This window comes from Arthrobacter pityocampae (genome assembly GCF_002927275.1).
GTDB lineage: Bacteria > Actinomycetota > Actinomycetes > Actinomycetales > Micrococcaceae > Arthrobacter_D > Arthrobacter_D pityocampae.
In genome coordinates this window covers 124,001-148,884 of sequence record NZ_PRKW01000003.1, presented here as the reverse complement: position 1 = coordinate 148,884, position 24,884 = coordinate 124,001, and the positions used below count along the sequence as shown (strand labels likewise).

General features: G+C 70.0%; 25 protein-coding genes and 1 tRNA gene. 17 read left to right on the top strand and 9 right to left on the bottom strand.

The features are described from left to right. Window positions 1-75 precede the first annotated feature (75 nt). The 5 genes from C4K88_RS07190 (at window position 76) to C4K88_RS07170 (ending at window position 4,364) form a co-directional block, all read left to right on the top strand. A complete protein-coding gene (locus C4K88_RS07190) occupies window positions 76-699 on the top strand; it encodes a CDP-alcohol phosphatidyltransferase family protein (protein WP_104120962.1) in 624 nt (207 codons plus the stop codon). Further along, complete coding sequence (locus C4K88_RS07185) at window positions 687-1,562, top strand: DMT family transporter (RefSeq protein ID WP_104120961.1); 876 nt, start codon at window positions 687-689, stop codon at window positions 1,560-1,562. The genes C4K88_RS07190 and C4K88_RS07185 overlap by 13 nt, the downstream gene beginning before the upstream one ends. Window positions 1,563-1,611: 49 nt before the next feature. Further along, window positions 1,612-2,841 (top strand): glycosyltransferase, encoded by a 1,230-nt coding sequence (locus C4K88_RS07180; protein ID WP_104120960.1) that lies wholly within the window; start codon window positions 1,612-1,614, stop codon window positions 2,839-2,841. Between the two features lie 64 nt (window positions 2,842-2,905). After that, a tRNA-Ile gene (locus C4K88_RS07175) sits at window positions 2,906-2,979 on the top strand. Between the two features lie 194 nt (window positions 2,980-3,173). After that, entirely contained in the window at window positions 3,174-4,364 is a 1,191-nt protein-coding gene (locus C4K88_RS07170) for an acyl-CoA dehydrogenase family protein (RefSeq protein WP_104121281.1), read from the top strand. A 175-nt stretch (window positions 4,365-4,539) separates the two neighbouring features. Here C4K88_RS07170 and C4K88_RS07165 read toward each other — a convergent pair whose 3' ends face one another. Further along, a complete protein-coding gene (locus C4K88_RS07165) occupies window positions 4,540-5,127 on the bottom strand; it encodes a M23 family metallopeptidase (protein WP_241521763.1) in 588 nt (195 codons plus the stop codon). A 694-nt stretch (window positions 5,128-5,821) separates the two neighbouring features. Between C4K88_RS07165 and rpsB the strand changes: the two genes are divergently transcribed. From rpsB to C4K88_RS07135, 6 genes are all read left to right on the top strand, one after another. Next, window positions 5,822-6,766 carry a 30S ribosomal protein S2 gene (rpsB, locus tag C4K88_RS07160; RefSeq protein ID WP_104120958.1) on the top strand — a complete coding sequence of 315 codons (945 nt, stop codon included), beginning with the start codon at window positions 5,822-5,824 and terminating at the stop codon, window positions 6,764-6,766. A 75-nt stretch (window positions 6,767-6,841) separates the two neighbouring features. Next, entirely contained in the window at window positions 6,842-7,678 is an 837-nt protein-coding gene (tsf, locus tag C4K88_RS07155; RefSeq protein WP_104120957.1) for a translation elongation factor Ts, read from the top strand. A 176-nt stretch (window positions 7,679-7,854) separates the two neighbouring features. Beyond that, complete coding sequence (pyrH, locus tag C4K88_RS07150; RefSeq protein WP_104120956.1) at window positions 7,855-8,595, top strand: UMP kinase; 741 nt, start codon at window positions 7,855-7,857, stop codon at window positions 8,593-8,595. 114 nt (window positions 8,596-8,709) lie between these two features. Then, a complete protein-coding gene (gene frr, locus C4K88_RS07145; RefSeq protein WP_104120955.1) occupies window positions 8,710-9,267 on the top strand; it encodes a ribosome recycling factor in 558 nt (185 codons plus the stop codon). Further along, complete coding sequence (locus C4K88_RS07140; protein ID WP_104120954.1) at window positions 9,267-10,244, top strand: phosphatidate cytidylyltransferase; 978 nt, start codon at window positions 9,267-9,269, stop codon at window positions 10,242-10,244. The genes frr and C4K88_RS07140 overlap by 1 nt, the downstream gene beginning before the upstream one ends. Window positions 10,245-10,324: 80 nt before the next feature. After that, window positions 10,325-10,903, top strand: coding sequence for a DivIVA domain-containing protein (locus tag C4K88_RS07135; protein WP_104120953.1), 579 nt, complete (start codon window positions 10,325-10,327; stop codon window positions 10,901-10,903). 1 nt (window position 10,904) lies between these two features. On the opposite strand, the gene C4K88_RS07130 is transcribed toward C4K88_RS07135, so the two are convergent. Genes C4K88_RS07130 through C4K88_RS07115 form a run of 4 tightly spaced genes read right to left on the bottom strand, consistent with a single transcriptional unit; the run spans window position 10,905 to window position 14,720 of the window. Continuing rightward, complete coding sequence (locus C4K88_RS07130; protein ID WP_104120952.1) at window positions 10,905-12,398, bottom strand: sodium/solute symporter; 1,494 nt, start codon at window positions 12,396-12,398, stop codon at window positions 10,905-10,907. After that, complete coding sequence (locus C4K88_RS07125; RefSeq protein WP_104120951.1) at window positions 12,391-12,777, bottom strand: DUF485 domain-containing protein; 387 nt, start codon at window positions 12,775-12,777, stop codon at window positions 12,391-12,393. The genes C4K88_RS07130 and C4K88_RS07125 overlap by 8 nt, the downstream gene beginning before the upstream one ends. A gap of 16 nt (window positions 12,778-12,793) precedes the next feature. Continuing rightward, window positions 12,794-13,513 (bottom strand): LytR/AlgR family response regulator transcription factor, encoded by a 720-nt coding sequence (locus C4K88_RS07120; RefSeq protein ID WP_104120950.1) that lies wholly within the window; start codon window positions 13,511-13,513, stop codon window positions 12,794-12,796. Window positions 13,514-13,532: 19 nt separating this feature from the next. Then, window positions 13,533-14,720 (bottom strand): sensor histidine kinase, encoded by a 1,188-nt coding sequence (locus C4K88_RS07115; RefSeq protein WP_104120949.1) that lies wholly within the window; start codon window positions 14,718-14,720, stop codon window positions 13,533-13,535. 212 nt (window positions 14,721-14,932) lie between these two features. On the opposite strand from C4K88_RS07115, the gene C4K88_RS07110 reads away from it, so the two are divergent. Next, entirely contained in the window at window positions 14,933-15,316 is a 384-nt protein-coding gene (locus tag C4K88_RS07110; protein WP_104120948.1) for a DUF485 domain-containing protein, read from the top strand. Next, a complete protein-coding gene (locus C4K88_RS07105) occupies window positions 15,313-16,950 on the top strand; it encodes a monocarboxylic acid transporter (protein WP_104120947.1) in 1,638 nt (545 codons plus the stop codon). The genes C4K88_RS07110 and C4K88_RS07105 overlap by 4 nt, the downstream gene beginning before the upstream one ends. Before the next feature lie 101 nt (window positions 16,951-17,051). Here the strand turns inward: C4K88_RS07105 and C4K88_RS07100 are convergent, their stop codons facing one another. Further along, on the bottom strand, window positions 17,052-17,528 hold the full coding sequence (locus C4K88_RS07100; RefSeq protein ID WP_104120946.1) for an Lrp/AsnC family transcriptional regulator: 477 nt from the start codon (window positions 17,526-17,528) through the stop codon (window positions 17,052-17,054). 186 nt (window positions 17,529-17,714) lie between these two features. On the opposite strand from C4K88_RS07100, the gene pdhA reads away from it, so the two are divergent. From pdhA to C4K88_RS07085, 3 genes are read left to right on the top strand one after another with little or no spacing between them, the layout of a single operon-like run. Beyond that, window positions 17,715-18,905: a pyruvate dehydrogenase (acetyl-transferring) E1 component subunit alpha gene (pdhA, locus tag C4K88_RS07095; protein ID WP_241521762.1), complete on the top strand. Its 1,191-nt coding sequence runs from the start codon at window positions 17,715-17,717 to the stop codon at window positions 18,903-18,905. Continuing rightward, a complete protein-coding gene (locus C4K88_RS07090; protein ID WP_104120945.1) occupies window positions 18,905-19,939 on the top strand; it encodes an alpha-ketoacid dehydrogenase subunit beta in 1,035 nt (344 codons plus the stop codon). Before pdhA ends, C4K88_RS07090 begins: the two co-directional genes overlap by 1 nt. Window positions 19,940-19,941: 2 nt before the next feature. After that, complete coding sequence (locus tag C4K88_RS07085; protein WP_241521761.1) at window positions 19,942-21,378, top strand: dihydrolipoamide acetyltransferase family protein; 1,437 nt, start codon at window positions 19,942-19,944, stop codon at window positions 21,376-21,378. Here the strand turns inward: C4K88_RS07085 and C4K88_RS07080 are convergent. From C4K88_RS07080 to C4K88_RS07070, 3 genes are all read right to left on the bottom strand, one after another. Beyond that, window positions 21,313-21,933, bottom strand: a complete 621-nt coding sequence (locus tag C4K88_RS07080) for an SRPBCC domain-containing protein (RefSeq protein ID WP_104120944.1) — start codon at window positions 21,931-21,933, stop codon at window positions 21,313-21,315. The genes C4K88_RS07085 and C4K88_RS07080 overlap by 66 nt on opposite strands. Window positions 21,934-21,981: 48 nt before the next feature. Further along, on the bottom strand, window positions 21,982-22,449 hold the full coding sequence (locus tag C4K88_RS07075) for a GNAT family N-acetyltransferase (RefSeq protein ID WP_104120943.1): 468 nt from the start codon (window positions 22,447-22,449) through the stop codon (window positions 21,982-21,984). A gap of 85 nt (window positions 22,450-22,534) precedes the next feature. Continuing rightward, window positions 22,535-23,146: a TetR/AcrR family transcriptional regulator gene (locus tag C4K88_RS07070; RefSeq protein WP_104120942.1), complete on the bottom strand. Its 612-nt coding sequence runs from the start codon at window positions 23,144-23,146 to the stop codon at window positions 22,535-22,537. A 134-nt stretch (window positions 23,147-23,280) separates the two neighbouring features. Between C4K88_RS07070 and C4K88_RS07065 the strand changes: the two genes are divergently transcribed. After that, complete coding sequence (locus C4K88_RS07065; protein WP_104120941.1) at window positions 23,281-24,882, top strand: carboxyl transferase domain-containing protein; 1,602 nt, start codon at window positions 23,281-23,283, stop codon at window positions 24,880-24,882. The last annotated feature ends 2 nt before the right edge of the window (window positions 24,883-24,884 follow it).

Here is a 24,884-nt window from a genome sequence, read left to right as displayed (position 1 = left end):
TTCCCCGATCCCCGCCCGAGCGGGGGACGGGGGACCGGCCGTCGGCCTGCATAATGGGATGGGGAGGCACGGGTGATGAGACTGATCGGGGCTGGAGGGCGGCCGGGCGACGACGGCCCGGTGCTGACGACGGCCTGGACCCTCCCCAACCTCATCACGATCATCCGGTTCCTCGGCGTCCCGCTGTTCGTCTGGTTCATTGCGGAGCAGCGCTACGGGGCCGCCGTCATCACGCTCGTGGTGATGGGGTCCACCGACTGGGTCGACGGATATGTCGCACGGCGGTTCAACCAGGTGTCGATCGTCGGGAAGTGGCTCGATCCCGTGGCCGACCGCACCGCCATGATCGTGGTCGCCGTGACCTTCGTCGTCGACGGCATCGCACCGGCCTGGCTCGTCTGGCTCATCGTCATCCCGGACCTCATCCTCATCGTCAACGCACTCGTCCTCTTCCGCGGACCGCTGCACCTCCCGGTCATCACCGTCGGGAAGATCCGGACCGCGCTGATGCTGGTCGGGGCGCCGCTGCTCCTGCTGCATCAGGTCGAGGGCTTCGGGCAGGACTGGATCCTCGTCCTCGCCTGGGTCCTGCTCGTCGCAGCGTGCGTTCTGCACCTCGTCGCCTTCTGGGCCTATTTCGTCGCAGCGCACCGCAAGTATCGGCTGGAGCGGGACGAACAGCAGTCGTGCCCGTCCTAGCCATCGCGCTGGCGCTCCTCGGTGCCGTCTTCCTCGCGTTCGGAGCGCAGCGCCAGGGCAGTGCCGTGCGCGCGAACACCGGAGGGCTCACCCTCAGCTCGTCCGGCTTCACCCGGCTCCTGACCAACCCGCGATGGCTCTTCGGGCTCTTCCTGCTCGTCGTGGGGACGGCGCTGAACGTGATCGCCCTGTCGCTCGCCAGCCTGACCGTGGTGCAACCGATCGGAGCGATCGCGCTGGTCATCACCACGATCGTCAACTCCCGCGATCAGGGCATTCGTCTCAACCGCCCCACTGTCGCGGCGATCACTGCGTGCGTGGCGGGCAGCGCGCTCTTCGTCACCCTCGCCGTGAACGTCACGCGTGAGAACCACTCGATCGAGCCGGCGCAGGAACTGTCGGTGGTGCTCCTGCTGGCGGCCGCGGTCCTGCTGTTCGGCTCCCTGGCCGTGGTGGGACGGCACCGCCTGAACGCGGTCGCCTACATCCTCGGGGCCGGCGTGCTGTTCGGGTTCGTCGCCGTCCTCACGAAGATCGTTGCCGGGCACCTGCTCGAGGCGAACGGCAGGTTCCTGCTCAACGTCCCCATCCCGACGCTCCTGGCCCTCGCCGCCGCCGTGGCACTGGGAGTCTGGTTCGTCCAGAGCGCCTACGCGACGGGCCCGCCCGATCTCGTCATCGCCGGCCTCACCGTGATCGACCCGATCGTCGGCATCGCCGTGGGCATCGTCATCCTCGAGGAGCTCCAGCCCGAAGTCCGGACGGTGGTCGCGCTGGGCATGGGCGCGGCGGCCCTCGTTGCTATTGTGGGGGTCGTTGCCCTGGCCCGACACCACCCCGACGTCGTGAAGCGGCAGCGCTGATCCACGCCATCGACAGACCTGTCCAGCACACCGACGTAGGGAATCCCCCGTGAGTTACCCGGCTGATTTCAAGCCCCTGACCATCCTGATCGCCGCGGACACGTACCCGCCCAACGTGAACGGTGCGGCTCAGTTCGGCTACCGGCTGGCGAAGGGGATGGCCGGACGCGGTCACACGGTCCACGTCCTCGCGCCGCGCCCGTCCAACGGCCCGAGCGTCACCGAGCCCGACGGCGACTGGTCCGTCCACCGCCTGCGCTCGCACAGCGTCCCCACGCACGACTACTGGCGCATCTGCCTGCCCTGGGAGATCAAGCGGGACATCAGCCTGCTCTTCGACCGGGTGCAGCCCGACGTCGTGCACATCCAGTGCCACTACATGGTGGGGCAGTACGCGCTGTACGAGGCCGTGAAGCGGGGGATCCGTGTGGTGGCGACCAACCACTTCATGCCGGAGAACCTCAACCCGTTCCTGCCGTTTCCCGAGTGGTTCAAGAAGATCGTCGCCAAGAACTCGTGGAGGGACATGGGCAAGGTGATGGGCCGGGCCGCCGCCATCACCACCCCCACGCCGCTGGCCGCGAAGGCCATGCACGACCACGCCTTCCTGCGCGAGGTGCTCCCGGTCTCCAATGGCATCGATGCGGCCGCCTACGAGGTCCGGCCGGGCGAGGCGATCGAACCCCACGACCACCCGACCGTCCTCTTCGTGGGCCGGCTCGCCGAGGAGAAGCACATCGACGTGCTGATCGACGCCGTCGCGACGACGCCCGAGCACCTGGAGGTCCACCTCGAGATCGTGGGCGGAGGCGAGGTCAAGCCGGCGTTGCAGGCGCAGGCCGCCCGCCTCGGGATCGCCGACCGCGTCCGCTTCCGCGGCCTGATCGACGACGACGAACTGCGCCTGAGCTACATCCGCGCCGCGCTGTTCTGCCAGCCGGGCACCGCCGAGCTGCAGTCGCTCGTCACCCTCGAGGCGATGTCCGCGTCGACGCCGGTGCTGCTCGCCAATGCCATGGCGCTGCCCCACCTGGTGTCGGACGGCGAGAACGGCTACCTGTTCGAGCCCGGGAACGCCGTGGAGCTGGGCAAGCGCATCACGGAGATCCTCAGCCTCTCCCGCGAGGACCAGGAGGAGATGGGCGCCGCGAGCCGGGCCATGGTGGGCAAGCACGACATCACAGCGACACTCGAGACCTTCGAGGGCCTCTACTACGGGACCCTCTCCTCGCAGGCACCAGCCCACCGTGAAGAGGATCTCGCCGGCCGCATACAATGAAGGCTGCGTCCGGTGCCGGGGCTGGTGTCCCGGCGGTGACGCACCAGGGGCTCCGCGCTTCCTGGGGGCTGTAGCTCAGCTGGTTAGAGCAGCGGACTCATAATCCGTTTGTCCTGGGTTCAAGCCCCAGCAGCCCTACATCCGTGGTCCACGACCCAGGCATGCGCCATCCTCCGGGGTGGCGCATGCGTCGTTCCCCGGCCCGTCGGCCACCACCGGCGGGCCGCTGGCGCCCTAAGTTACTGGCGGGTAACATGAGGGCGTGGGCGCTTGCCCGCACAGGATCCAGTGGTCGAGTGCTGGTCGCCGACGACCAGAGTGAGGGGCATCCCATGAGCAAGACGACGATCGACGTCGACAACCTCCCGTACGCCGACGGCGACTTCCTCGCCTTCGAGGAGCTGTTGTCCGACAAGGAACGAGCGAGGCTGCAGGAGATCCGGACCTGGCTGACGCGCGAGGTCCGCCCGAACGCCGCCGACTGGTGGAACAAGGGCGTCTTCCCCCGGGACCTCATCCCGAAGATCGCGGAACTGGACCCGATGAGCCCGGTCTACCGGCAGGGGTACTCCAATCTCTTCGCCGGCATCATGCACGCCGAGTTCACCCGGGCCGATACCTCGTTCGCCACCTTCATGGGCGTTCATGATGGGCTCTTCACCGGGTCCATCGAGGCCCTCGCCTCCAGGGAGCAGCAGGAGGAGTGGCTGCCGGACATCTATGCGATGAAGAAGATCGGTGCCTTCGGCCTCACCGAGCCGCTCGGCGGCTCGGACGTCGCCGGCGGGACCCGGACGACCGCGCGTCGCGATGGCGGGTCGTGGGTGCTCAACGGTGCCAAGCGCTGGATCGGCAATGCCACGTTCTCCGACTGGGTGGTCATCTACGCGCGGGACGTCGCGGACAACCAGGTCAAGGGCTTCCTGGTGGACACCACGCTCCCGGGCTTCTCCTCGTCCAAGATCGAGAACAAGATCGCCCTCCGCACCGTCGAGAACGCGGACATCGTCCTCGACGACGTCGTCGTCTCGGACGACTTCCACCTGAAGGGCGCCAACAGCTTCCGTGACACGAACAAGGTCCTCAAGGTGACCCGTCTGGCCGTCGGCTGGCAGGCCGTCGGCCAGCAGCTCGCCGCCTTCGACGTCGCCCGCCGGTACGCCGTGGAGCGCGAGCAGTTCGGCCGGCCCATCGCGAGCTTCCAGCTGGTGCAGCAGCAGCTCGTGCAGATCCTGGGCAACGCCATGAGCTCCATGGGCATGATGGTGCGGCTGTCCCAGCTCGAGGATGCCGGCAAGGCGAAGGACGAGCAGTCCGCCCTCGCCAAGGCATTCACCACCGCCCGCATGCGCGAGAGCGTCGCAGCAGGACGGAACATCCTCGGCGGCAACGGGATCGTCGTCGACTACGAGATGGCGAAGATCTTCTCCGACGCCGAGGCGATCTACTCCTACGAGGGCACGCAGGAGATCAACACGCTCGTCGCCGGCCGGTCCATCACGGGCATCGCCGCGTTCGTCTAGGCAGGACCAGGCGGCTGCGGCGGCACGCCTCGCGTGCCGCCGCGGCGCAAGTCGGCGCATCACCGGCGCCGCCCCTCACGTGCCGCCGCAGCGAAGGTCCCACTGCGCGTCACCGGCGCCGCCCCTCACGCGCCACAGTGGCGCAGATTCCAGGGCGCATCAGCGGCGCCGCCCCTCACGTGCCACCGCGCCGACGGTCATCGAGGGGCAGGAGCACCGACGGACGCCGGTCCGTCACGAAGGACAGCGGGTCCACGTACTCCCCGTCCCTCCGCACCCCCCAATGGATGCACGGCTGAGCGCAGTGCCCCCGGCCGGTCCCGTCGGGGAGGGGAGCGAGCGTGGCCACCGCCTGGCCCCGGGCGACGTGCTCGCCGCGGGACAGGTCGGTGGAGACCGGTTCGAAACTGCTGACCCGACCGTCGCCGTGGTCGATCGACAGCACGCCCCGGTCCACCACGGTCCCGGCGAAGGACACGATGCCGTCCGCCGGACTCAGCACACGGACGGATCCGCCGACTCCCGCACCGCCGACACCAGCGCCGGCGAGATCCACGCCCCGATGGCCCCGTTTCCATTTCTGCGGCGGCTTCTCGAACGGCCGCAGGACCTCGGGCACCGGAGCCAGTGGCCAGGACCACTCCGGCACGTACGGTGCCGGCGCGTACCACACCGATGCTGACGTGAACTCGATGACAGCGGCCGCAGCGGGTGGGGTGCCGGACGGGGAGCAGAGCAGCACGGCGAGGAGTGCTGCGCCCACCGCGCGGACGGCACGGGCAAGAGCGGCGCGGGCAGGAGCAGTACGGCTAGGAACAGTACGGCTAGGAGCAGTACGGCTAGGAACAGTACGGCTAGGAACAGTACGGGTAGGAACAGCACCGGCAGGAACAGCGCGAGCAGGAACAGTACGGGTAGGAACAGCACCGTGGCGGCCGAGGCGACGGCGACGCTGGGACCGGGGTGCCGGAGGATCGGGAGGACAGGCCATGGCTCCAGCCTGGCCCCCTCGGGCGTGGGGGATGAGGACGGAGGCCCGTATGTGGACATCCTGCAGCAGGACAGCAGGACAGCAGGACAGCAGGGGCCCCCTCGCCAGCTCTTGGAACAGCCTGGAGTCCGCCCGGCGTCGGCCCGGAGTCCGCCCGGCGTCCGCCCGGCGCCGTACCGCCGCTGTAGTACACTGGATCCAGCAGTCCGCTGCTCCCACCTCCGCGTGCCCCTGGCATCGATGGGTCGTGGAATCAGCGGCCTGACTACGCGTACCAGTGATTCGGCGCCTGCCTCTGGCGCCGAAGTGCCCACCCTGCGGTCCGGAGAAGTCCGGTACGGGCGGGCACGTCCATCCGACGACCGGGTACCAGGACGTACCGGCCACCCCGGCCGGTACCGAGACAACCGTCAACAAGCTCCAGGCGGCGCATCGCGCCCGAGCCGGAGCTGAAGAAAGGCAGAACATGCCAGTCGTAACCATGCGCCAGCTGCTCGACAGCGGCGTCCACTTCGGTCACCAGACCCGCCGTTGGAACCCGAAGATGAAGCGCTTCATCTTCACCGAGCGCAACGGCATCTACATCATCGACCTCCAGCAGTCGCTGGGCTACATCGACCGCGCCTACGAGTTCGTCAAGGCCACCGTCGCCCACGGCGGAACCGTGCTCTTCGTCGGCACCAAGAAGCAGGCCCAGGAAGCGATCGCCGACCAGGCGACGCGCGTCGGCCAGCCCTACGTCAACCAGCGCTGGCTCGGTGGCATGCTCACCAACTTCCAGACGGTCTCCAAGCGCATCCAGCGCATGAAGGAACTCGAAGAGATCGACTTCGACGACGTCGCCGGATCGGGCCACACCAAGAAGGAGCTCCTGCTCCTCAAGCGTGAGCTGACGAAGCTGCAGAGCAACCTCGGTGGTATCCGCAACCTGACCAAGGCCCCCTCGGTCGTGTGGGTTGTCGACACCAAGAAGGAGCACCTCGCCATCGACGAGGCGAAGAAGCTCAACATCCCCGTCGTCGCGATCCTCGACACCAACTGCGACCCCGACGAGGTCGACTTCCCGATCCCGGGCAACGACGACGCCATCCGCGCCGTCAACCTGCTGACGCGGGTCGTCGCCGACGCCGTGGCCGAGGGCCTCATGGCCCGCCACAACCGCTCGGGCAACAACGAAGCCGCAGCCGACGAGCCCATGGCCGAGTGGGAGCGTGAACTGCTCCAGGGCAACTCCGACGCCGCTGCTGCCGCGCCCGAGGCGACCGAAGCTGCAGCCGAGGCCCCCGCCGCCGAAGCACCCGCCGAGGCTCCCGCCGTCGAGGAGGCGCCCGCAGGACTGCAGGCCCCCATCGCCGAGGAAGTCCCCGAAGCAGTAGCTCCCGCCACGGAAGCCGCCAGCGACACCAAGTAGTCCTCGCTGCGTAAGGGGTGTGGGTCGAACCATGCCCCTTACGCATGTTCCGATCCACCCAACTTAGGAGTTCATATGGCAAATTTCACTGCCGCTGACATCAAGGCCCTGCGCGAGCGCACGGGCGCAGGCATGATGGACGTCAAGAAGGCCCTCGACGAGGCCAACGGCGACGCCGACAAGGCCCTGGAACTGATCCGCATCAAGGGACTCAAGGGTGCGACGAAGCGCGAAGGCCGGTCGACTGCCGAGGGCCTCGTCGCCGCTCGCGTCGACGGCAATGTCGGCGTCATGATCGAGGTCAACTGCGAGACCGACTTCGTCGCGAAGGCCGGTCCCTTCATCGAGTTCTCCAACAAGGTGCTCGGTGCGGCCGTCGAGTCCGGCGCCGCCGACGTCGCGTCCCTCCTGGCGTTCGAGCTGGACGGCAAGCCCGTCTCCGAGCACGTCATCGAAGCCGGCGCGCTGCTCGGCGAGAAGGTCGACATCCGCCGCATCGCCCGCATCGAGGGCCAGCTCGTCGACGCCTACCTGCACAAGACGTCCAAGGACCTCCCCGCCCAGGTCGGCGTGCTCTTCGCCGCCGAGGGTTCGGGCGACGCCGCCGTCGCGGCGACGCACGATGTGGCCGTCCACATCGCCGCGTACTCGCCCACGTACCTGACCCGCGAGGACGTCCCCGCCGAGCTCGTCGAGTCGGAGCGCCGCATCGCCGACGAGACGGCCCGCGCCGAGGGCAAGCCCGAGCAGGCCCTCACGAAGATCGTCGAAGGGCGCCTCACCGGCTTCTTCAAGGAGAGCGTCCTTCTCGACCAGGCGTTCGCCAAGGATGCCAAGAAGTCCGTCGCCGCGGTCCTCACCGAGGCCGACGCCAAGGCCACGGCCTTCGCGCGGTTCCGCGTCGGAGCCTAGTACCCCAGGCCGGTCTCCAGTACAACGGTGAAGGGCGGCCACCCCTCGAGGTGGCCGCCCTTTCCTGCGCCCGGGAAGCGCGCCGTATCCTGTTACGGATCCGGCACCATCCCACCCTTCGCACCACGGCCGTCCGACCAGGACCGGCCCACAGCACTATGCCCGGGAGGCACTTCATGGACACCACTTCCACTGCTCCGACGGGTGGTCCCGCCGGGCGGCGCCGGGTCCTGCTCAAGCTCTCCGGTGAGGTCTTCGGCGGCGGCAAGCTCGGCGTAGACCCCGAGACCGTCCGCGGGATCGCCCAGCAGATCGCCGCGACCGTCGGCGAGGTCGAGGTGGCGATCGTCGTCGGCGGCGGCAACTTCTTCCGCGGCGCCGAACTGTCGCAGAGCGGCATGGACCGCTCCCGCGCCGACTACATGGGCATGCTCGGCACGGTCATGAACTGCCTCGCCCTGCAGGACTTCCTCGAGCAGGCAGGCGTCGAGACGCGTGTGCAGAGCGCCATCACCATGGGTCAGGTCGCCGAGGCGTACATCCCCCGGCGCGCGATCCGCCACCTCGAGAAGGGGCGCGTGGTCATCTTCGGTGCGGGCGCCGGACTGCCCTACTTCTCCACCGACACGGTCGCCGCCCAGCGTGCGCTCGAGGTGCACGCGGACGAGGTCCTCATGGCCAAGAGCGGTGTCGACGGCGTCTACACCGCCGACCCACACAAGGACCCGACGGCGGAGAAGCTCCTCGAGCTGTCCTACGACGAGGCCCTGCGCCGGGACATCCGCGTGATGGACCAGACGGCCATGACCATGTGCAAGGACAACAACCTCACCATGGTGGTCTTCGGGATGCAGGGCGAGGGCAACGTCACGCGCGCCATCCGGGGCGAGAAGCTCGGCACCCTCGTCACCACCTGACCCCGGGGCCGGACGGCCACGCCGCCGGCGCCGCCGTGGCGCGGCGCGTCGTTGAACTAGGATGAACCACTGGAACGGTTGCCGTGCAGCCGACTGCGGACCGAAGGAGACATTGTGATCGAAGAGACCCTGCTGGAAGCCACCGACAAGATGGACAAGGCCGTGGAGGTCGCAAAGGAGGACTTCGCGACGGTCCGCACCGGCCGGGCGAACGCTTCCCTGTTCTCCAAGGTGGTGGTCATGTACTACGGCGCCCCCACCCCGCTGCAGCAGCTGGCGTCCTTCCAGAACCCCGAGGCACGCACCCTGCTCATCACCCCGTTCGACCGCGCCTCCCTCAACGACATCGAGCGCGCCCTGCGGGACTCCGACCTCGGTGCGAACCCGTCCAACGACGGCAACGTGATCCGGGTGGTCCTGCCCGAGCTCACCCAGGAGCGCCGCAAGGAGTACGTGAAGCTGGTGAAGACCAAAGCCGAGGACGCCAAGATCTCCCTCCGCAACGTGCGCCGCAAGGCCAAGGACGGCATCGACAAGGCCGTCAAGGACGGCGACGCCGGAGAGGACGAGGGCTCGCGCGCGGAGAAGGAACTCGACGCGATGACCAAGGCGCGCGTGGACCTCGTCGACGAGCTCCTCAAGCGCAAGGAAGCCGAGCTGCTCGAGGTCTGATGGCGGATCACCAGACCCCCGGCGCGGGCCTCGGGCGTGCCCCGAAGGCCGACGCCGGGACAGCCACGGCCGCCACATCCGGAGCCCGCGGGGCGCGCCGTCCCGGGGGATCCGTCCTGGGGCGGCAGAAGCGGCGACGGCCCGCCCGGGAGTCCGGAGCGCCCTCGCGGGTAGGGCGCAACCTCCCCGCCGCGATCGGCGTCGGCGCCGGGCTCCTGATCCCGGTCCTGGCGGGCCTGCTGTTCTTCCCGGTCGTCTTCGGGGGCATCGTCACCCTGTTCGCCGCCGTGGGCGTGTGGGAGATCTCGCGGGCCCTGGGCCTGCGGCGCATCCGCGTGCCCCTCGCGCCGACCCTGGCGGGGACGCTCGTCCTCCCGTTCTCCGCCTACTTCGGCGGACCCGAGGGGCTCACCGCCGCGACGGTCGCCGCCGTCGTCGGCATCTTCCTGTGGCGCTCGCTCGACCCGGCACCGGATGCCGCGAAGAGCCTCATGGCCGGGACGTTCACCCTGCTCTGGGTGCCGTTCATGATGAGCTTCGCCATGCTCCTGATGCGCGCCGAGGGTGGCTACCTCATCATCGCCACGCTCCTGCTGCTCGTCGTCGCGAACGACACCTTCGGGTACCTGATCGGAGCGTTCTTCGGCAAGCACCCCATGGCCCCGAAGATCAGCCCCAAGAAATCGTGGGAGGGCTTCGGCGGCTCGATCGGCGGTGCGATGATCGTGGGCGGCTCCTGTGCGGTGTTCCTGCTCGGGCAGCCGCTCTGGATCGGCCTGGTCCTGGCCGTCGTCGTCGTCGCCTCGGCCACCGCCGGCGACTTCGCCGAGTCGATGATCAAGCGTGAACTGGGTGTCAAGGACATGGGCACCATCCTCCCCGGCCACGGTGGGGTGATGGATCGCCTCGACTCGATCGTCCTGGCGTGCCCGGTGGCCTATCTCCTGTCCGCCGTCTTGATCCCGGGCATGATCTGACCCTAGGCTGGCCGCGGAACCCCGGAGCCGATGGCCCCGGACCCGTCCCTCGATGGTTCCAGGTGGAAGGAGCAGCGCTCATGGACCTTGCTCGCCCTGACAGCCCCCCGTTCGCACGTGTCGGACGGCGGGAGTTCGGCTACAACACCCGCCAGGTGGACCGGTTCCTCGCCCGGGCGCGCGGCTGCTACGAGGCCGCGGACCGGGCCAAGGAGGCCATCACGAGCAGGGATGTCCGGTCCACGGCCTTCGACCCGGCCCGCGGGGGGTACGAGCCGCAGGCCGTCGACGCCGAACTGGACCGCCTCGAGGACGTCTTCGCGCAGCGGGAACGCGATCACCTGATCAGGACCGAGGGCGAGGACGCGTGGCTGCGGCAGATCGGCCGGACCGCCGCCGTGCTGCGCAGCAGGCTGCACCGCCCGGCCGGCGAGCGCTTCCGCCGGCCCTCGAGGCACAGCACGCCCAGCTACAACCTCGAGGACGTCGACCGCCTGTGCGACGAGCTCCTGCAGTACCTCGAGAACCACGTCCCCATGAGCGTCGACGTCGTCCGCCGTGCCGTGTTCCGCGAGGCACGGGGATCGGAGGGCTACGAGGAGAACCAGGTGGACTCCTTCCTGGACCGCGTCGTCGAACTGATGGCCGGGATCGACTGACCTAGCGCGGCTCGGGCGTGTGGAGGCGGGCGAGGACGCGCGACGCCGTTGCCGGCCGCCGGCCCGCCGTCGCGCGTGACACGAGCACCATGGTGAGGAACGCGGCCGGCACCGTCCACAGGGCCGGCTGGCCGAGCCACACCCAGCCCCCGTCCGGCCCGAGCGCGGCGGTGACCGCGATCGCCCCGCCGCACAGGATCGCACCGACGAGCATGCCCGCGATCGCGCCGGCGTCGGTGAGGCCCCGCCACCAGATCCCGAGCAGCAGCAGCGGGCAGATGGTGGACGCGGTGAACGCGAAGACGGACCCCACGCTGCCGGCCAGCGCAAGCGTGTCGGTGAGGAGGGCGATCACCAGGGGGACGATCGTCGACAGCAGCGCCGCCCGCCGGAACCCCGTCACGCTTCCCTGGAAGAACTCCTGGCTGATCACGCCGGCGAGGGAGACCACGAGGCCGCTCGTCGTCGACAGGAACGCGGCGAAGGCGCCCGCAGTCACGAGGGCGGAGAGCAGGTCCCCGGTCGCGCCGTCGAAGATGCGCCCGGGGAGCAGGAGGACCGTCGCGTCCGCGGCGCCCCCCGCGGCGAGCTCCGGTGTATGGATGCGCCCGAGGATCCCGTACACGGTGGGGAACAGGTAGAAGACCGAGAGCAGGCCGAGCACGAGGACCGTGGTCCGCCGTGCCGATGCCCCGTCCGGGTTCGTGTAGAAGCGCACCAGCACGTGGGGGAGCCCGAGCGTGCCGAACAGGAGCGCGATGACCAGCGAGATCGTCCCGTAGAGGGAGGCGTGCGCCGTCGTGTTCAGGTCGGTGGTGAACGCGCTGCCGCCCGCCGTGATCGAGGCACCGTCGGCGCCCAGACGGAACAGGATGAACGCCGCCGGGACGGCGAGGGCCGTCAGCTTCAGCCAGTACTGGAACGCCTGGACGAACGTGATGGAGCGCATGCCGCCCGTGACCACGCTCAGGCACACCACGACGACGACGGCGAGCGGCCCCACCCACGACGGCAGGCCCGTGGTGATCTGCACCGTCAGGGCGGCGCCGTGGAGCTGCGGTACGATGTACAGCCAGCCGACGACGACGACGAGCATGCTGGTCACGCGGCGCACCAGCAGCGAGTCCAGCCGGGCCTGCGCGAAGTCGGGGATGGTGTAGGCGCCGGAGCGGCGCAGCGGAGCGGCGACGAACAGCAGGAGCATCAGGTAGCCGGCGGTGTACCCGATCGGGAACCAGAGGGCGTCCACCCCGGAGATGAGGATGAGCCCGGCGACGCCGAGGAAGCTCGCCGCGGACAGGTACTCGCCGCCGATCGCCGAGGCGTTCCACCACGGGCGCACCGTCCGGGAGGCGACGTAGAAGTCCCCGGTGGTGCGGGAGATCCTCAGCCCGTAGATGCCGATGAGCACGGTGCTGAGGGCCACGAGGAGCAGCGCGGTGTAGCCGACGGCGGGGCTGAGGTGCAGGCCGCCGGCGTCGAGGGCGTCAGTCATCGTCGACGAGGTCCTGGAAGCGGCGCTCGTTGCGGGAGGCGCTGTGCACGTAGAGGATCGCGCAGCCGATGACGAGCGGGTAGACCCCGAGGCCGAGGATCAGCCAGGGGAGGGGGACCGTCAGGACGGTCATCGCCTCGATGTCCGGGAACACCGCGAGCAGCACCGGGATGCCCATCAGGATGACCAGGAACCCGCCCGCCACCACGAGCGCGAGGCGCAGCTGCGACCGGATCAGGGAGGTGACGAACAGCTGGCCCAGCTCGGACTGTTCGGCCATCTCGCGGGCCACCGGGAAGGACGCCCCCGTGGCGCGGGCGGCGGTCCGCGGGGCGGTCACCCGGACGCGGCGGGGCGGCCCGGGCTGTTCCTGCGTCATCGGGGATCGTCGGGGCTCACTGGCCCGGCCGGAGGCGGGTGGCCTCGAGCTTCTCGCGGACGTCGGGCAGGTGCCGCCGGCTGACCGGCAGCTCGGCGTCGCCGACGAACAGGCTCGCCCGGCCGGCACCGATCCGGACCTTCCGGACCTGGTCCATCGCCACGAGGTAGGAGCGGTGCGTGCGCAGGAACCCCGCCTCGGCCCACTGGCGTTCGAGGTCGTTGAGGGGGATCCGGATGAGGTAGCTGGCCTCGGACGTGTGCAGGCGCGCATAGTCGCCCTGCGCCTGGACGTAGCGCACGTCGTCGCGGCGGATCATGCGGCTGACGCCGCCCTGGTCCACGGTGATGACCTCCGGCGCCGGCGTCGAGCCCTCCATCAGTTCGCACACCCGGCGGACGGACTCCGCGAGGCGCTCGGTGCGCACGGGCTTCAGGAGGTAGTCGACGGCGCGCAGGTCGAAGGCTTCCAGGGCGCGGTCCTCGTCCGCGGTGACGAACACGACGGCGGGCGGCCGGGCGACGCGGGAGATGACCCGGGCGATGTCCAGCCCCGAGAGGGACGGCATGTGGATGTCGAGGAACAGGGCGTCGACGCTGTGCTGCTCGAGGACCCTGAGCGCCTCCGCGCCGCTCGAGGCGCGGTGGATGGTTCCCACCCGTGCGTCCCTGCCGAGCAGGAAGGCCAGTTCCTCGACAGCGGGGAGTTCATCGTCGACGACGACCACAGTGAGCATGCGTCCTAGGGTACGCGCCTCACGCCCGGTGGTCGGGCTGGGACTTGGGCACGCGCATCGTGATGAGCGTACCGGCGCCGGGCGCGGTGTCGATGATCAGCCCGTGGTCGTCGCCATACACCTGCCGGAGGCGGGAATCGACGTTGCGCAGACCCACGTGCACGCCCTCCGTGTGACCGGCCAGGACCGAGCGCAGGTGCTCCGGTTCGATCCCCACGCCGTCGTCCTCGATGGTCACCTCCGCGAAGGAGCCGACGTCGTGCGCGGTGATGGTGATGTTCCCGATGCCGTCCTTCGAATCGAGGCCGTGGCGCACCGCGTTCTCGACGAGCGGCTGGAGGCTGAGGAACGGGATGACGGTGCTGAGGACCTCGGGGCCGATCTCGAGGCTGACCCTCAGCCGGTCACCGAACCGGGCGCGTTCCAGCAGGAGGTAGCGGTCGATGCTGCGCAGTTCCTCCGCCACCGTCGTGAAGTCGCCGTGGCGGCGGAACGAGTAGCGCGTGAAGTCCGCGAACTCGACCACGAGCTCGCGGGCGCGCTGCGGGTCGGTGTTGATGAAGGACGCGATGGCGTTGAGGGAGTTGTAGATGAAGTGCGGGCTGATCTGTGCACGGAGGGCACGCACCTCGGCCTCCGCGAGGAGCCGGCGCGACGAGTCCAGCTCGGCGAGCTCCACCTGGGTGGACACCCACCCGGCGAGCTCGTTCGTGGCCCGGACGAGGCCGGCGCCGACGTCCTCGGCCAGGGCGCCGACGGTGCCGACCACGCGGCCGTCCACGCGGACGGGGGAGAGCACCAGATCGCCGGGCTCCGCGAGTCCCGCCGCCTCCAGGCGCTGGCGGCGGAAGATCTGGGTGCGGCCGCTCTCGAGCACCTGCCGGACCAGGGGCATCACCTCCGCCGGCGTCCCGCGCCCGCCGTCCCAGGCCAGCACCGCGGCGTCGTCGCTGATCATCAGGACGTCGCACCGTAGGAGTCCGTGCAGGTGGCGGCTCGCCTTCGGGGCGCCGGCCGGTGTCAGGCCCTCGCGCAGGTGTTCGGAGGCGAGCGCTGCCGTGTGGAGCGTGGCGTAGGTGGCGCGGTCGGCGTCGGACCCGAGGTCGCGGGACGAACGCGACAGCCGGAACCCGAGCGAGGCGACGACGGCGAGGGTGACGACGACGACGGCGCACACCAGCGCGGTGTCGACGGCGGCGCTGAACATTGCTCCACAGTAGCCGTCACCGGACACCCGTCCCGCGCGTCCGGTGACCGTTCACCGCATCCACCGGCGCGCTCGGCGACGGACGCCCGTGTCCGGCTGGTGTGCTCCGCGACGGTCCCGCACAGTGATGGGAGTCACACCGACGTGCCTTCCTGTGCTGCGACGGTGCCGCCCTCGCGGCTGGAGTGACTCCCGAGAATGAAGGAGGAACCATGGGCTCGCACCCAGGAGAGCCGGCCGCCGGCTCCGGTCCTGCCGTCGACTTCACCGAAGTCCAGCAGACCGAGCAGTTCAGGGAACTGCGCAAGCGCCACCGCAGTTTCGTCTTCCCCATGGCAGTGTTCTTCCTGCTCTGGTACTTCGCCTACGTGCTGCTGGCCGACTACGCGCACGAGTTCATGGCCACCCCGGTGGTCGGGAACATCAACATCGGCATCGTCCTGGGGCTGCTGCAGTTCGTCAGCACCTTCGCCATCACCATGTGGTACGTCAGCTATGCCAACCGGCGCCTCGACCCGATCGCCGCGAACCTTCGGCACGAGCTCGAGGAAGCGGCCCCCGAAGCGTTCATCGACCCGTCAGGCGGAAAGAAATGATCCCTCTCGTGAGTGCGGGTGTGCGCGTCCCGCTGCAGACGGCCGAGACGACGACGGTCGGCTCACCGCTGCTCAACATCACCATCTTCGGGCTCTTCGTCGCGATCACCCTGGTGATCGTGCTCCGGGCGAGCCGCAACAACAAGACCGCGGCCGACTACTACGCCGCCGGCCGCTCCTTCACCGGCGGGCAGAACGGCACCGCCATCGCGGGGGACTACCTCTCGGCGGCCTCCTTCCTCGGCATCGTCGGCGCGATCGCCATCAACGGCTACGACGGGTTCCTGTACTCCATCGGGTTCCTCGTCGCGTGGCTCGTCGCACTGCTCCTGGTCGCCGAACTCCTCCGCAACACCGGCAAGTTCACCATGGCGGACGTGCTGTCCTTCCGCCTGAAGCAGCGACCCGTCCGCATCGCCGCGGCGATCACCACGCTGGCCGTCTGCTTCTTCTACCTCCTCGCGCAGATGGCCGGCGCCGGCGGGCTCGTCTCGCTGCTCCTCGGCATCGACGACCGCCTCGGGCAGTCCCTGGTCATCACCGTCGTCGGTGTGCTGATGATCATGTACGTGCTGATCGGCGGCATGAAGGGCACCACCTGGGTGCAGATCATCAAGGCGTGCCTGCTGATCGCCGGCGCGTTCATCATGACCGTCTGGGTCCTGGTCCTGCACGACTTCAACCTCTCCACGCTGCTGGGAGCCGCGATCGAGACCTCCGGCAACGCGGCGATCACGAGCCCCGGCCTGCAGTACGGCATCAGCGCCACCACGCGGCTCGACTTCCTCTCGCTGGCCCTCGCGCTGGTGCTCGGCACCGCGGCCCTGCCGCACGTGCTCATGCGCTTCTACACCGTCCCGACGGCCAAGGAGGCCCGACGGTCCGTGGTCTGGGCCATCTGGCTCATCGGCGCCTTCTACCTGTTCACGCTCGTGCTCGGCTACGGCGCCAGCGCGCTGATCGGGTCGGACCGCATCCTGGCCGCCCCGGGCGGCGTGAACTCCGCGGCCCCGCTGCTCGCCTACGAGCTCGGCGGGTCCATCCTCCTCGGGCTGATCTCCGCCGTCGCGTTCGCCACGATCCTCGCGGTCGTCGCGGGCCTCACCATCACGGCCGCGGCGTCCTTCGCCCATGACATCTACGCGAGCGTCATCCGCAAGGGCAAGGTCAACCCTGACGGCGAGGTCAAGGTGGCCCGCCGCACCGTCGTCGTGATCGGCCTGCTGTCCATCCTGGGCGGCATCGGTGCGCAGGGGCAGAACGTGGCGTTCCTCGTGGCGCTCGCCTTCGCCGTGGCCGCCAGTGCCAACCTGCCGACCATCCTCTACTCGCTGTTCTGGCGGAAGTTCAACACCCAGGGCGCGGTGTGGAGCATGTACGGCGGCCTCGGTTCGGCGATCCTCCTGATCGCGCTCTCGCCCGTGGTCTCCGGCGGCGAGAAGTCGATGATCCAGGGCGCCGACTTCTCGGTGTTCCCGCTCAGCAACCCGGGCATCGTCTCGATCCCGCTCGCGTTCTTCCTCGGCTGGCTGGGCACCACGCTCTCCAAGACCGCGGAGGACCCCATGAAGCAGGCCGAGATGGAGGTGCGCTCGCTGACCGGCGTCGGAGCCGAGAAGGCCACCGACCACTGACCCGCTGACCGGTAGAGCAACGAGGCCGTCCCACCGTCCGGTGGGGCGGCCTCGCCCGTTCAGGGACCGACGACGGCAGGGACCACCGGCGTCCCCGACGGTCAGGGCGCCGGGAGCGACGCGCGGGCCAGCAGCGGCTCGACGCGGAACGGGATGAGCTCGCCCATGGCCAGGGAGGTGTCGCAGCGCTCCACGCCGTCGCAGCCGAGGATCTTGCCGTTGATCCGGAAGAGGTCCTCGGCGTCGACGGCGACCACGCGCACCAGGATGTCGGCCTGCCCGGTCAGGCCGAACGCCTCGATGACCTCGGGGACCGCGGCGATGCTCCGGGTGATGGCCGCGAGCTTCTGCTGCTGCACATGGACGTGGATGAACGCGGTCAGGGGGTAGCCCAGCGCCGCGGTGTTGATGCGCCGTTCGAAGGAGAGGAAGACCCCCTTCTTCTCCAGCTGCGCCATCCTCGCCTGGACCGTGTTGCGGGAGAGGCCGAGCTTCTGGGCGAGGGCGACGACGGTGCGCCGGGGGTCCTTCGACAGGGCCTGCAGCAGGCGTATGTCGGTGAGGTCGAGGGGATGCATAGTGCGCAACGCTAACACGGCCGTCGAGGCCCGGACAGGGCACTCTGCTCAGTTCGGGACGCCATGGTTGTGCCGCCTGTACGGTGTGAGTAGGGTCACAATCACTCCGGGCAATGGTGCCCGGAGCCCTTCCAGCCGTGCGGACCGCCGGCGGAGGGCCTCTGCGAACTGCGAAGGTTGCGTGCAATGGCTCAGGACGGCACCCGGCCAGGACCGGGATCCACCGGTGGGATCGACGACGCCGGACCGGCGACCGGGACGGTGCTCCCGGGCCCCGCCCGACCCGGCGCGGACGACCTCGTCCAGCTCATCGACTCCCACGGCGTCCGCCACCCCCACGCGCACTACGACGCTCTCGTGGCCGACATCGACGGCCCCGCGCTGCAGAAGCTCTACGAGGACATGGTGGTGGTGCGGCGCATCGACGCCGAGGCCACCGCGCTCCAGCGCCAGGGCGAGCTGGCCCTCTGGCCGCCGCTGCTGGGGCAGGAGGCGGCGCAGATCGGTTCCGGCCGTGCCCTGCGCTCCGACGACTTCGTGTTCTCCAGCTACCGGGAGAACGCCGTCGCCTACTGCCGCGGCGTGGACCTCTCGGACATCCTGCGGGTCTGGCGGGGCAACGCGTCCTCGGGCTGGGACCCCTACACGATCAACATGGCCACCCCACAGGTGATCATCGGGGCGCAGACCCTTCACGCCACCGGGTACGCGATGGGCATCATCAACGACGGCGACGATGCCGTGGCGGTCGCCTACTTCGGCGACGGCGCCACGAGCCAGGGCGACGTCAACGAGTCCATGGTCTTCGCCGCCAGCTACCAGGCGCCGGTGATCTTCTTCTGCCAGAACAACCACTGGGCCATCTCCGAGCCCGTGGGACTGCAGGCGCACGTTCCCATCGCCCGGCGGGCGCCCGGCTTCGGCATCCCGTCGGTGCGCGTGGACGGCAACGACGTCCTCGCGTGCCTCGCCGTCACCCGGGAGGCCCTCGCCCGGGCCCGCTCCGGCGGCGGCCCCACCTTCATCGAGGCCGTCACCTACCGGATGGGCCCGCACACGACGGCGGACGACCCCACCCGGTACCGGGACGCCAACGAGCTCGAGGACTGGGCGGCGCGTGACCCGCTGGCCCGCCTCGCCGCCCTGCTCGACTCCCTCGGCCTGCTCGAGGCCGAGTACACGGATTCCGTGAAGGCCACGGCCGACGCCGTGGCCGCCGAACTGCGGCAGGGCTGCCTGTCGATGCCGGAACCCGCGCCGTCGGACGTGTTCAAGCACGTGTACAGCACGCCGAACTCCTGGCTGGACCGCCAGCAGGACCACTACGAGCGCTACCTCGCCTCCTTCGCGCAGGCACCCCAGGAAGGACCCCGCTGATGTCCACCATGACCTTCGGCCGCGCGATCACCGCCGGTCTCCGCCGCGCCATGGACGAGGACCCCAAGGTGATCCTCATGGGTGAGGACATCGGCAAGCTCGGGGGAGTCTTCCGCATCACCGACGGCCTGCAGAAGGACTTCGGACCGCACCGCGTCATGGACAGCCCGCTCGCCGAGGCCGGCATCATGGGCACCGCCGTCGGCATGGCGTACCGCGGCTACCGGCCCGTCGTCGAGATCCAGTTCGACGGCTTCATCTACCCGGCGTTCGACCAGATCGTGTGCCAGGTGGCCAAGCTGCACTACCGCACGCAGGGCGCCGTGAAGATGCCGATCACCGTCCGCGTGCCCTTCGGCGGCGGCATCGGGTCCCCGGAGCACCACTCCGAGTCGCCCGAGGCCTACTTCACGCACACCTCCGGCCTGCGCGTGGTCAGCGTCTCCAACCCGCAGGACGCCTACACGATGATCCAGCAGGCCATCGCGTGCGACGACCCCGTCCTCTACTTCGAGCCCAAGCGCCGCTACCACGTCAAGGGCGAGGTGGACGAGGGCGTGGACCCGGCGGCGTCGGACATGGGGGCCGCCCGCGTGGTGGCCGAGGGCACCGATGTCACCCTCGTGACCTACGGCCCGCTGGTCCCCACCGCCCGCGACGCTGCTGTCGCGGCGTCCGACGACGGCATCTCCATCGAGGTGATAGACCTGCGCTCCCTCGCGCCGATCGACTTCGCAACCGTGGAAGCGTCGGTACGGAAGACGGGCCGCCTCGTCGTCACGCACGAGGCCGCGCAGTCCGGCGGCCTCGGGGCGGAGATCGCCGCGAGCATCACGGAGCGGTGCTTCGACTACCTGGAGCACGCGCCGGTGCGCGTCACGGGCTTCGACATCCCGTACCCGTACTCGAAGCTCGAATTCCACCACCTGCCGGACCTCGACAGGATCCTCGACGGAGTGGACCGCGCCCTGCGTCGGCCGAACTCCCTCAGCGGGCTCGACCGCCCGGACAGCAGCCAGGGAGCAGGACAGTGACCGTGACGACGTCCAGGACCAACACCAGGATCCGTGAATTCCGCCTGCCGGACCTCGGGGAGGGGCTGACGGAGTCGGAGATCGTCCAGTGGCACGTCGCCGAGGGCGACACCGTGGAGCTCAACCAGATCATCGCCGACGTCGAGACCGCGAAGGCCGTCGTGGAGCTGCCGTCGCCCTACGCGGGCGTCGTCGTCCGCCTCCACGAGGCCGCGGGGACCGTCGTCGACGTCGGGGCGCCGATCGTCTCGTTCGACGTCGAGGCAGGGCCCGACCTGCCCACCGCGCCGTCGGCTCCTGATCAGGCGGTGTCCGAGGAGGAGGCGGCGCGCGACGAGCCGGCGCCCGCCAAGCGCGAGCCGAACCTCGTGGGGTACGGCGCCGCGGTGGAGAAGGGAGGCCGCCCCCAGCGGCGCAGCCGCGGCCTCTCCGCAGCCGGCACCCCGCAGCCCGCAGCGGCGGCGCTGCCCGCGGCGTCTCCCGCCGCAGCTGCTCCTTCCGTAGCTGCCGGGACTGCGCAGCACCGCGAGCGACCCCGATCGACGCCGCCGGTCCGCAAGCTGGCACGCGACCTCGGAATTCCCCTCGATTCCCTGACGGGCACTGGTCCGGGGGCCCTCATCACGCGGGCCGACGTCCTGGCCGCGCTCGCGGGAGCGCCGTCGTCCGTGGCGCCGACCGTCGTGCAGGACCGGCCGGAGGCCCTGCCCTCGCCGACCCCGCCGACCCAGCCAGGCGCCCGGGAGACGCGCACCCCGATCCGCGGCGTGCGAAAGCACACGGCCGCCGCCATGGTGGCCAGTGCGTTCACCGCGCCGCATGCCACCGAGTTCCTGACCATCGACGTCACGCCGACCATGGAGCTGCTCGCCGAACTCAAGGCGAGCCGCGCCTTCGAGGGCACCCGGATCACGCCGCTGACGGTCGTGGCGAAGGCCGTCTGCATCGCGATCGCCCGCAACCCGAGCCTCAACTCGTCCTGGGACGAGCCGGCGCAGGAGATCGTGCAGTACGCGGACGTGAACCTCGGGATCGCCGCGGCCACGCCGCGCGGGCTCCTCGTGCCGAACATCAAGGCCGCGCAGGCACTGACCCTCAAGGGCCTCGCGCAGGCGCTGGGGTCGCTGACCGAGACCGCCCGGGCGGGCAGGACGGCCCCGGCCGATCTCGCGGGCGGCACGGTCTCGATCACGAACATCGGGGTCTTCGGCATCGACGCCGGCACGCCGATCCTGAATCCCGGGGAGGCGGCGATCCTCGCGATGGGCGCCGTCCGCAGCATGCCGTGGGAGTACCGGGGGGAGATCGCCCTGCGGTCCGTGATGACCCTCAGCCTGTCCTTCGACCATCGGCTCGTGGACGGCGAGCAGGGCTCACGCTTCCTGGCCGACGTCGGCACCATCCTCCGGAACCCGGCGATGGTCCTGACGATGGTCTGAGGTCGGGGCGGGATCCTTGGAGAAGAGGGCGCGGTAGCCCTCGGAGCGCCCGAGGTAGGGCTCCCACAGGATCAGGTCGGTGTCGGTGCCGCCGATCACCGCATCGAGGCGATCGAGGTAGTAGTCCCAGCCCGGGCCGACGCTCGCGGCCATGGCCGCACCGACCGGTCCGTCGGGCACCGCCTGGGTGAACTGCAGGAGCGTTGCTCCGTCCGCCTCGCTGAGCTCCAGGGTGTGCTGCCAGGCGACGCGCGGGCCGGACCCGTCGGCCGAGAAGGGGGCACTGTCGCGGCTGCGCACGCGGAGGCGGCGCGGCGGCTCGCACACCTCCACGAGGTAGACCTCCTCGGGGACGTCGTCGCCCTCGGCGGTCATCCGGAGGACGATCTCGCCCGAGGCCGGGGCCCCGGTCCAGGTGCCGATCCAGCCCTGCATCCGCCCCGGGTCGGTGCAGGCGGTCCAGACGTCGGCGATCGTGGCGGCGAACGAGCGGGTGAAGACGAGCTGTTCCGTGTCATCGCGAGTCTCGCGACGGCCGAGCGGGGCGGTACCCATGCAGTGTCTCCTGGCGGTCGGCAGTACTAGGGCAGTACTAGGGCAGTACTAGGGCAGTTCGAGGATGAGTTCCCGGACCACGGCGCCGCGGGCCGGGGCGAAGCCCTGCGTCTCGCCGACCTGCCGGAAGCCCCAGCGCTCGAGGATGCGGATGGAGCTCACGTTGTCGGCGACCGCGCGGGCGCGGAGGGGCCGCTGCGTCACCTCGTCCAGGAACTGGCCGACGGCGGCGGTGGTGATGCCCTGCCCCCAGCGCGACCGGTCGATCCAGTAGCTGATCTCCGGCGTCTCGCCGTCGTGATAGGCGAGGATGCTGCCCACGACGTCGCCGTCGGACAGGATGGTCCGTACGGTGATCCGGCGGTCGTTGAGGATGTCCTGCCAGTGGTTGTCGAACACCCCGCGGTCGGACGGGTTCTTGGCCCCGAAGGCGGCCATGTGGTTGGCGCTCGGGTCCAGCTGGTGCGAGAAGAACTCGTCGAGGTCGGTGGCTTCAACGGGACGTAGCGTGATCACGGCGGTACCTTCAGTCGGTGGAGTGGCCGGGCGGTCGGCGCGGCAGGGACTTCTCGTGCTTCAGCGTACTAGGGGGCGCGGCCGCTCACACTGTCAGCGCCGCCCACGCCATCTGCTCCAGGAGGTCCCTGAAGACGGCCAGTTCCCGGGCGGAGCTGGGGCGGTGCGTGGTGTGCGGGGTGGAGTTGATCAGCCCGAACACCGCATGGACCTTCCGCCGCAGCAGCGAGGTCTCGGTGTCCGGCCGGTACGCGGCCAGCTCGTCCACCCACACCTGCACGTAGTTGCGCTGCAGGGACCGCACGGTGCGCTGATCGTCGGCCGCCAGCGCGCCGAGGTCGCGGTCCTGGACGCGGATGACGTCGGCGTGGCTCACGGCGAACTCCACCTGGAACGCGATGAGGCCCTTCAGGGCCGCCTCCGGGGACCCGGCCGCTGCGGCGACCTCCCGTCCGCCGTCGAGCAGGTCCTCGCTGACCCCGGTGAGCAGCGCGGAGAGCACGGAGGGCTTGCCCGCGAAGTGCCGGTAGACGGCGGGTCCGCTCACGCCGGCCGCCGCTCCGAGGTCCTCGATGGACACCCCGTTGTAGCCCCGCTCCGCGAAAAGCCGGGCGGCGGCCGTCAGCAGCGCGGCGCGCCGGGTGGCCTTGGCGATGCTCCGGCCGGTCACACGCTCTTCGATGGGCGATGCCTCCATGCGGGTCCTCGTCTGATGGGTCCGGGCCGTCCAGGGGGAACGGTTCCCTCATTCTGATGGACTTCCGGGTTAATGACCACTAACCTGAAACGAGTTAGCGCGTGCTAACTGAGCCGTGCTCGAGGAAGTTGTCGATGGAGACTCTGACGTCGAAGGTGGATCCGCTCTCACCGGCGTTCACCGCGAACCATGCCGCCCAGGCCACGCTGGTCGAGGACCTCCGCGCACGCCTGGCCACCGCCGCCCTCGGCGGGCCCGAACGTTCCCGGGAACGGCACGTGGCACGCGGCAAGCTCCTGCCGCGGGACCGCATCGACCAGCTCCTCGACGACGGCAGCCCCTTCCTCGAGATCGCCCCGCTGGCGGCGAACGGCATGTACGACGACGAGTGCCCCGGCGCCGGCGTGATCGCCGGCATCGGCATGGTGCACGGGCGCCACGTCCTCGTGATCTCGAACGACGCGACCGTCAAGGGCGGCACCTACTACCCGCTGACGGTGAAGAAGCACCTCCGCGCGCAGGAGATCGCCCTCGAGAACAACCTGCCGTGCGTCTACCTCGTGGACTCCGGCGGAGCGTTCCTTCCCCGTCAGGACGACGTCTTCCCCGACCGCAACCACTTCGGCCGCATCTTCTTCAACCAGGCCACCATGTCGGCGCGCAAGATCCCGCAGATCGCCGCGGTCCTGGGGAGCTGCACCGCCGGCGGTGCGTACGTGCCCGCGATGAGCGACGAGACCGTGATCGTCCGCAACCAGGGCACCATCTTCCTGGGCGGCCCGCCCCTGGTGAAGGCTGCGATCGGCGAGGTGGTGACCGCGGAGGAGCTCGGCGGCGGCGAGGTGCACTCCCGGATCTCCGGCGTCACGGACCACCTGGCGGACAACGACCAGCACGCCCTCGAGATCGTCCGCGACATCATCGCCACCCTGCCGCCCGCGACGCCCGCACCGGACGCGCAGGTCCTCGAGCCGGCCGTCGCGGAGGACGAGCTCTACGGGGCGGTGCCGACGGACGTCAACGCCTCGTACGACGCCCGCGAGATCATCGCGCGCATCGTCGACGGCTCGCTCTTCCACGAGTTCAAGCGTGAGTACGGGACCACGCTCGTCACGGGCTTCGCGACGATCCACGGCCACCGGGTGGGCATCGTTGCCAACAACGGCGTCCTCTTCAGCGAGTCCGCGCTCAAGGGCGCCCACTTCATCGAGCTCTGCGACCAGCGCGGGGTCCCCCTGGTCTTCCTGCAGAACCTCTCGGGCTTCATGGTCGGCAAGGACTACGAGGCCGGCGGCATCGCGAAGAACGGCGCCAAGATGGTCACCGCCGTCGCCACCGCTCGGGTGCCGAAGCTGACCGTCGTCGTCGGCGGCTCCTTCGGCGCCGGGAACTACTCCATGTGCGGCAGGGCGTTCTCGCCACGGTTCCTCTGGATGTGGCCTGCCAGCCGGATCTCCGTCATGGGCGGCAACCAGGCGTCGTCCGTCCTCGCCACGGTACGCCGCGACCAGCTCGAGGCCCGCGGCGAGCAGTGGCCGCTCGAGGACGAGGAGGCGTTCCGCGCGCCCATCCGCGACCAGTACGAGGCGCAGGGCAACCCCTACTACTCCACGGCACGGCTCTGGGACGACGGCGTGATCGACCCCGCCGACACCCGGACCGTCCTCGGTCTCGCCCTCGACGTCTGCGCCAATGCGCCCCTGCCCGAGACCTCCTTCGGCCTCTTCCGGATGTGACC

What these genes read in the sequence shown, in the direction of transcription:
- C4K88_RS07065 (WP_104120941.1), top strand. Translation starts at nt 23,281, where the DNA reads ATGGAGACTCTGACGTCGAAGGTGGATCCGCTCTCACCGGCGTTCACC.
- C4K88_RS07080 (WP_104120944.1), bottom strand. Translation starts at nt 21,933, where the DNA reads ATGGGTACCGCCCCGCTCGGCCGTCGCGAGACTCGCGATGACACGGAA.
- C4K88_RS07105 (WP_104120947.1), top strand. Translation starts at nt 15,313, where the DNA reads ATGATCCCTCTCGTGAGTGCGGGTGTGCGCGTCCCGCTGCAGACGGCC.
- pyrH (WP_104120956.1), top strand. Translation starts at nt 7,855, where the DNA reads ATGGACACCACTTCCACTGCTCCGACGGGTGGTCCCGCCGGGCGGCGC.
- C4K88_RS07135 (WP_104120953.1), top strand. Translation starts at nt 10,325, where the DNA reads ATGGACCTTGCTCGCCCTGACAGCCCCCCGTTCGCACGTGTCGGACGG.
- C4K88_RS07170 (WP_104121281.1), top strand. Translation starts at nt 3,174, where the DNA reads ATGAGCAAGACGACGATCGACGTCGACAACCTCCCGTACGCCGACGGC.
- C4K88_RS07115 (WP_104120949.1), bottom strand. Translation starts at nt 14,720, where the DNA reads ATGTTCAGCGCCGCCGTCGACACCGCGCTGGTGTGCGCCGTCGTCGTC.
- C4K88_RS07120 (WP_104120950.1), bottom strand. Translation starts at nt 13,513, where the DNA reads ATGCTCACTGTGGTCGTCGTCGACGATGAACTCCCCGCTGTCGAGGAA.
- C4K88_RS07125 (WP_104120951.1), bottom strand. Translation starts at nt 12,777, where the DNA reads ATGACGCAGGAACAGCCCGGGCCGCCCCGCCGCGTCCGGGTGACCGCC.
- C4K88_RS07190 (WP_104120962.1), top strand. Translation starts at nt 76, where the DNA reads ATGAGACTGATCGGGGCTGGAGGGCGGCCGGGCGACGACGGCCCGGTG.
- C4K88_RS07140 (WP_104120954.1), top strand. Translation starts at nt 9,267, where the DNA reads ATGGCGGATCACCAGACCCCCGGCGCGGGCCTCGGGCGTGCCCCGAAG.
- C4K88_RS07130 (WP_104120952.1), bottom strand. Translation starts at nt 12,398, where the DNA reads ATGACTGACGCCCTCGACGCCGGCGGCCTGCACCTCAGCCCCGCCGTC.
- tsf (WP_104120957.1), top strand. Translation starts at nt 6,842, where the DNA reads ATGGCAAATTTCACTGCCGCTGACATCAAGGCCCTGCGCGAGCGCACG.
- pdhA (WP_241521762.1), top strand. Translation starts at nt 17,715, where the DNA reads ATGGCTCAGGACGGCACCCGGCCAGGACCGGGATCCACCGGTGGGATC.
- C4K88_RS07110 (WP_104120948.1), top strand. Translation starts at nt 14,933, where the DNA reads ATGGGCTCGCACCCAGGAGAGCCGGCCGCCGGCTCCGGTCCTGCCGTC.
- rpsB (WP_104120958.1), top strand. Translation starts at nt 5,822, where the DNA reads ATGCCAGTCGTAACCATGCGCCAGCTGCTCGACAGCGGCGTCCACTTC.
- C4K88_RS07100 (WP_104120946.1), bottom strand. Translation starts at nt 17,528, where the DNA reads ATGCATCCCCTCGACCTCACCGACATACGCCTGCTGCAGGCCCTGTCG.
- C4K88_RS07090 (WP_104120945.1), top strand. Translation starts at nt 18,905, where the DNA reads ATGTCCACCATGACCTTCGGCCGCGCGATCACCGCCGGTCTCCGCCGC.
- C4K88_RS07070 (WP_104120942.1), bottom strand. Translation starts at nt 23,146, where the DNA reads ATGGAGGCATCGCCCATCGAAGAGCGTGTGACCGGCCGGAGCATCGCC.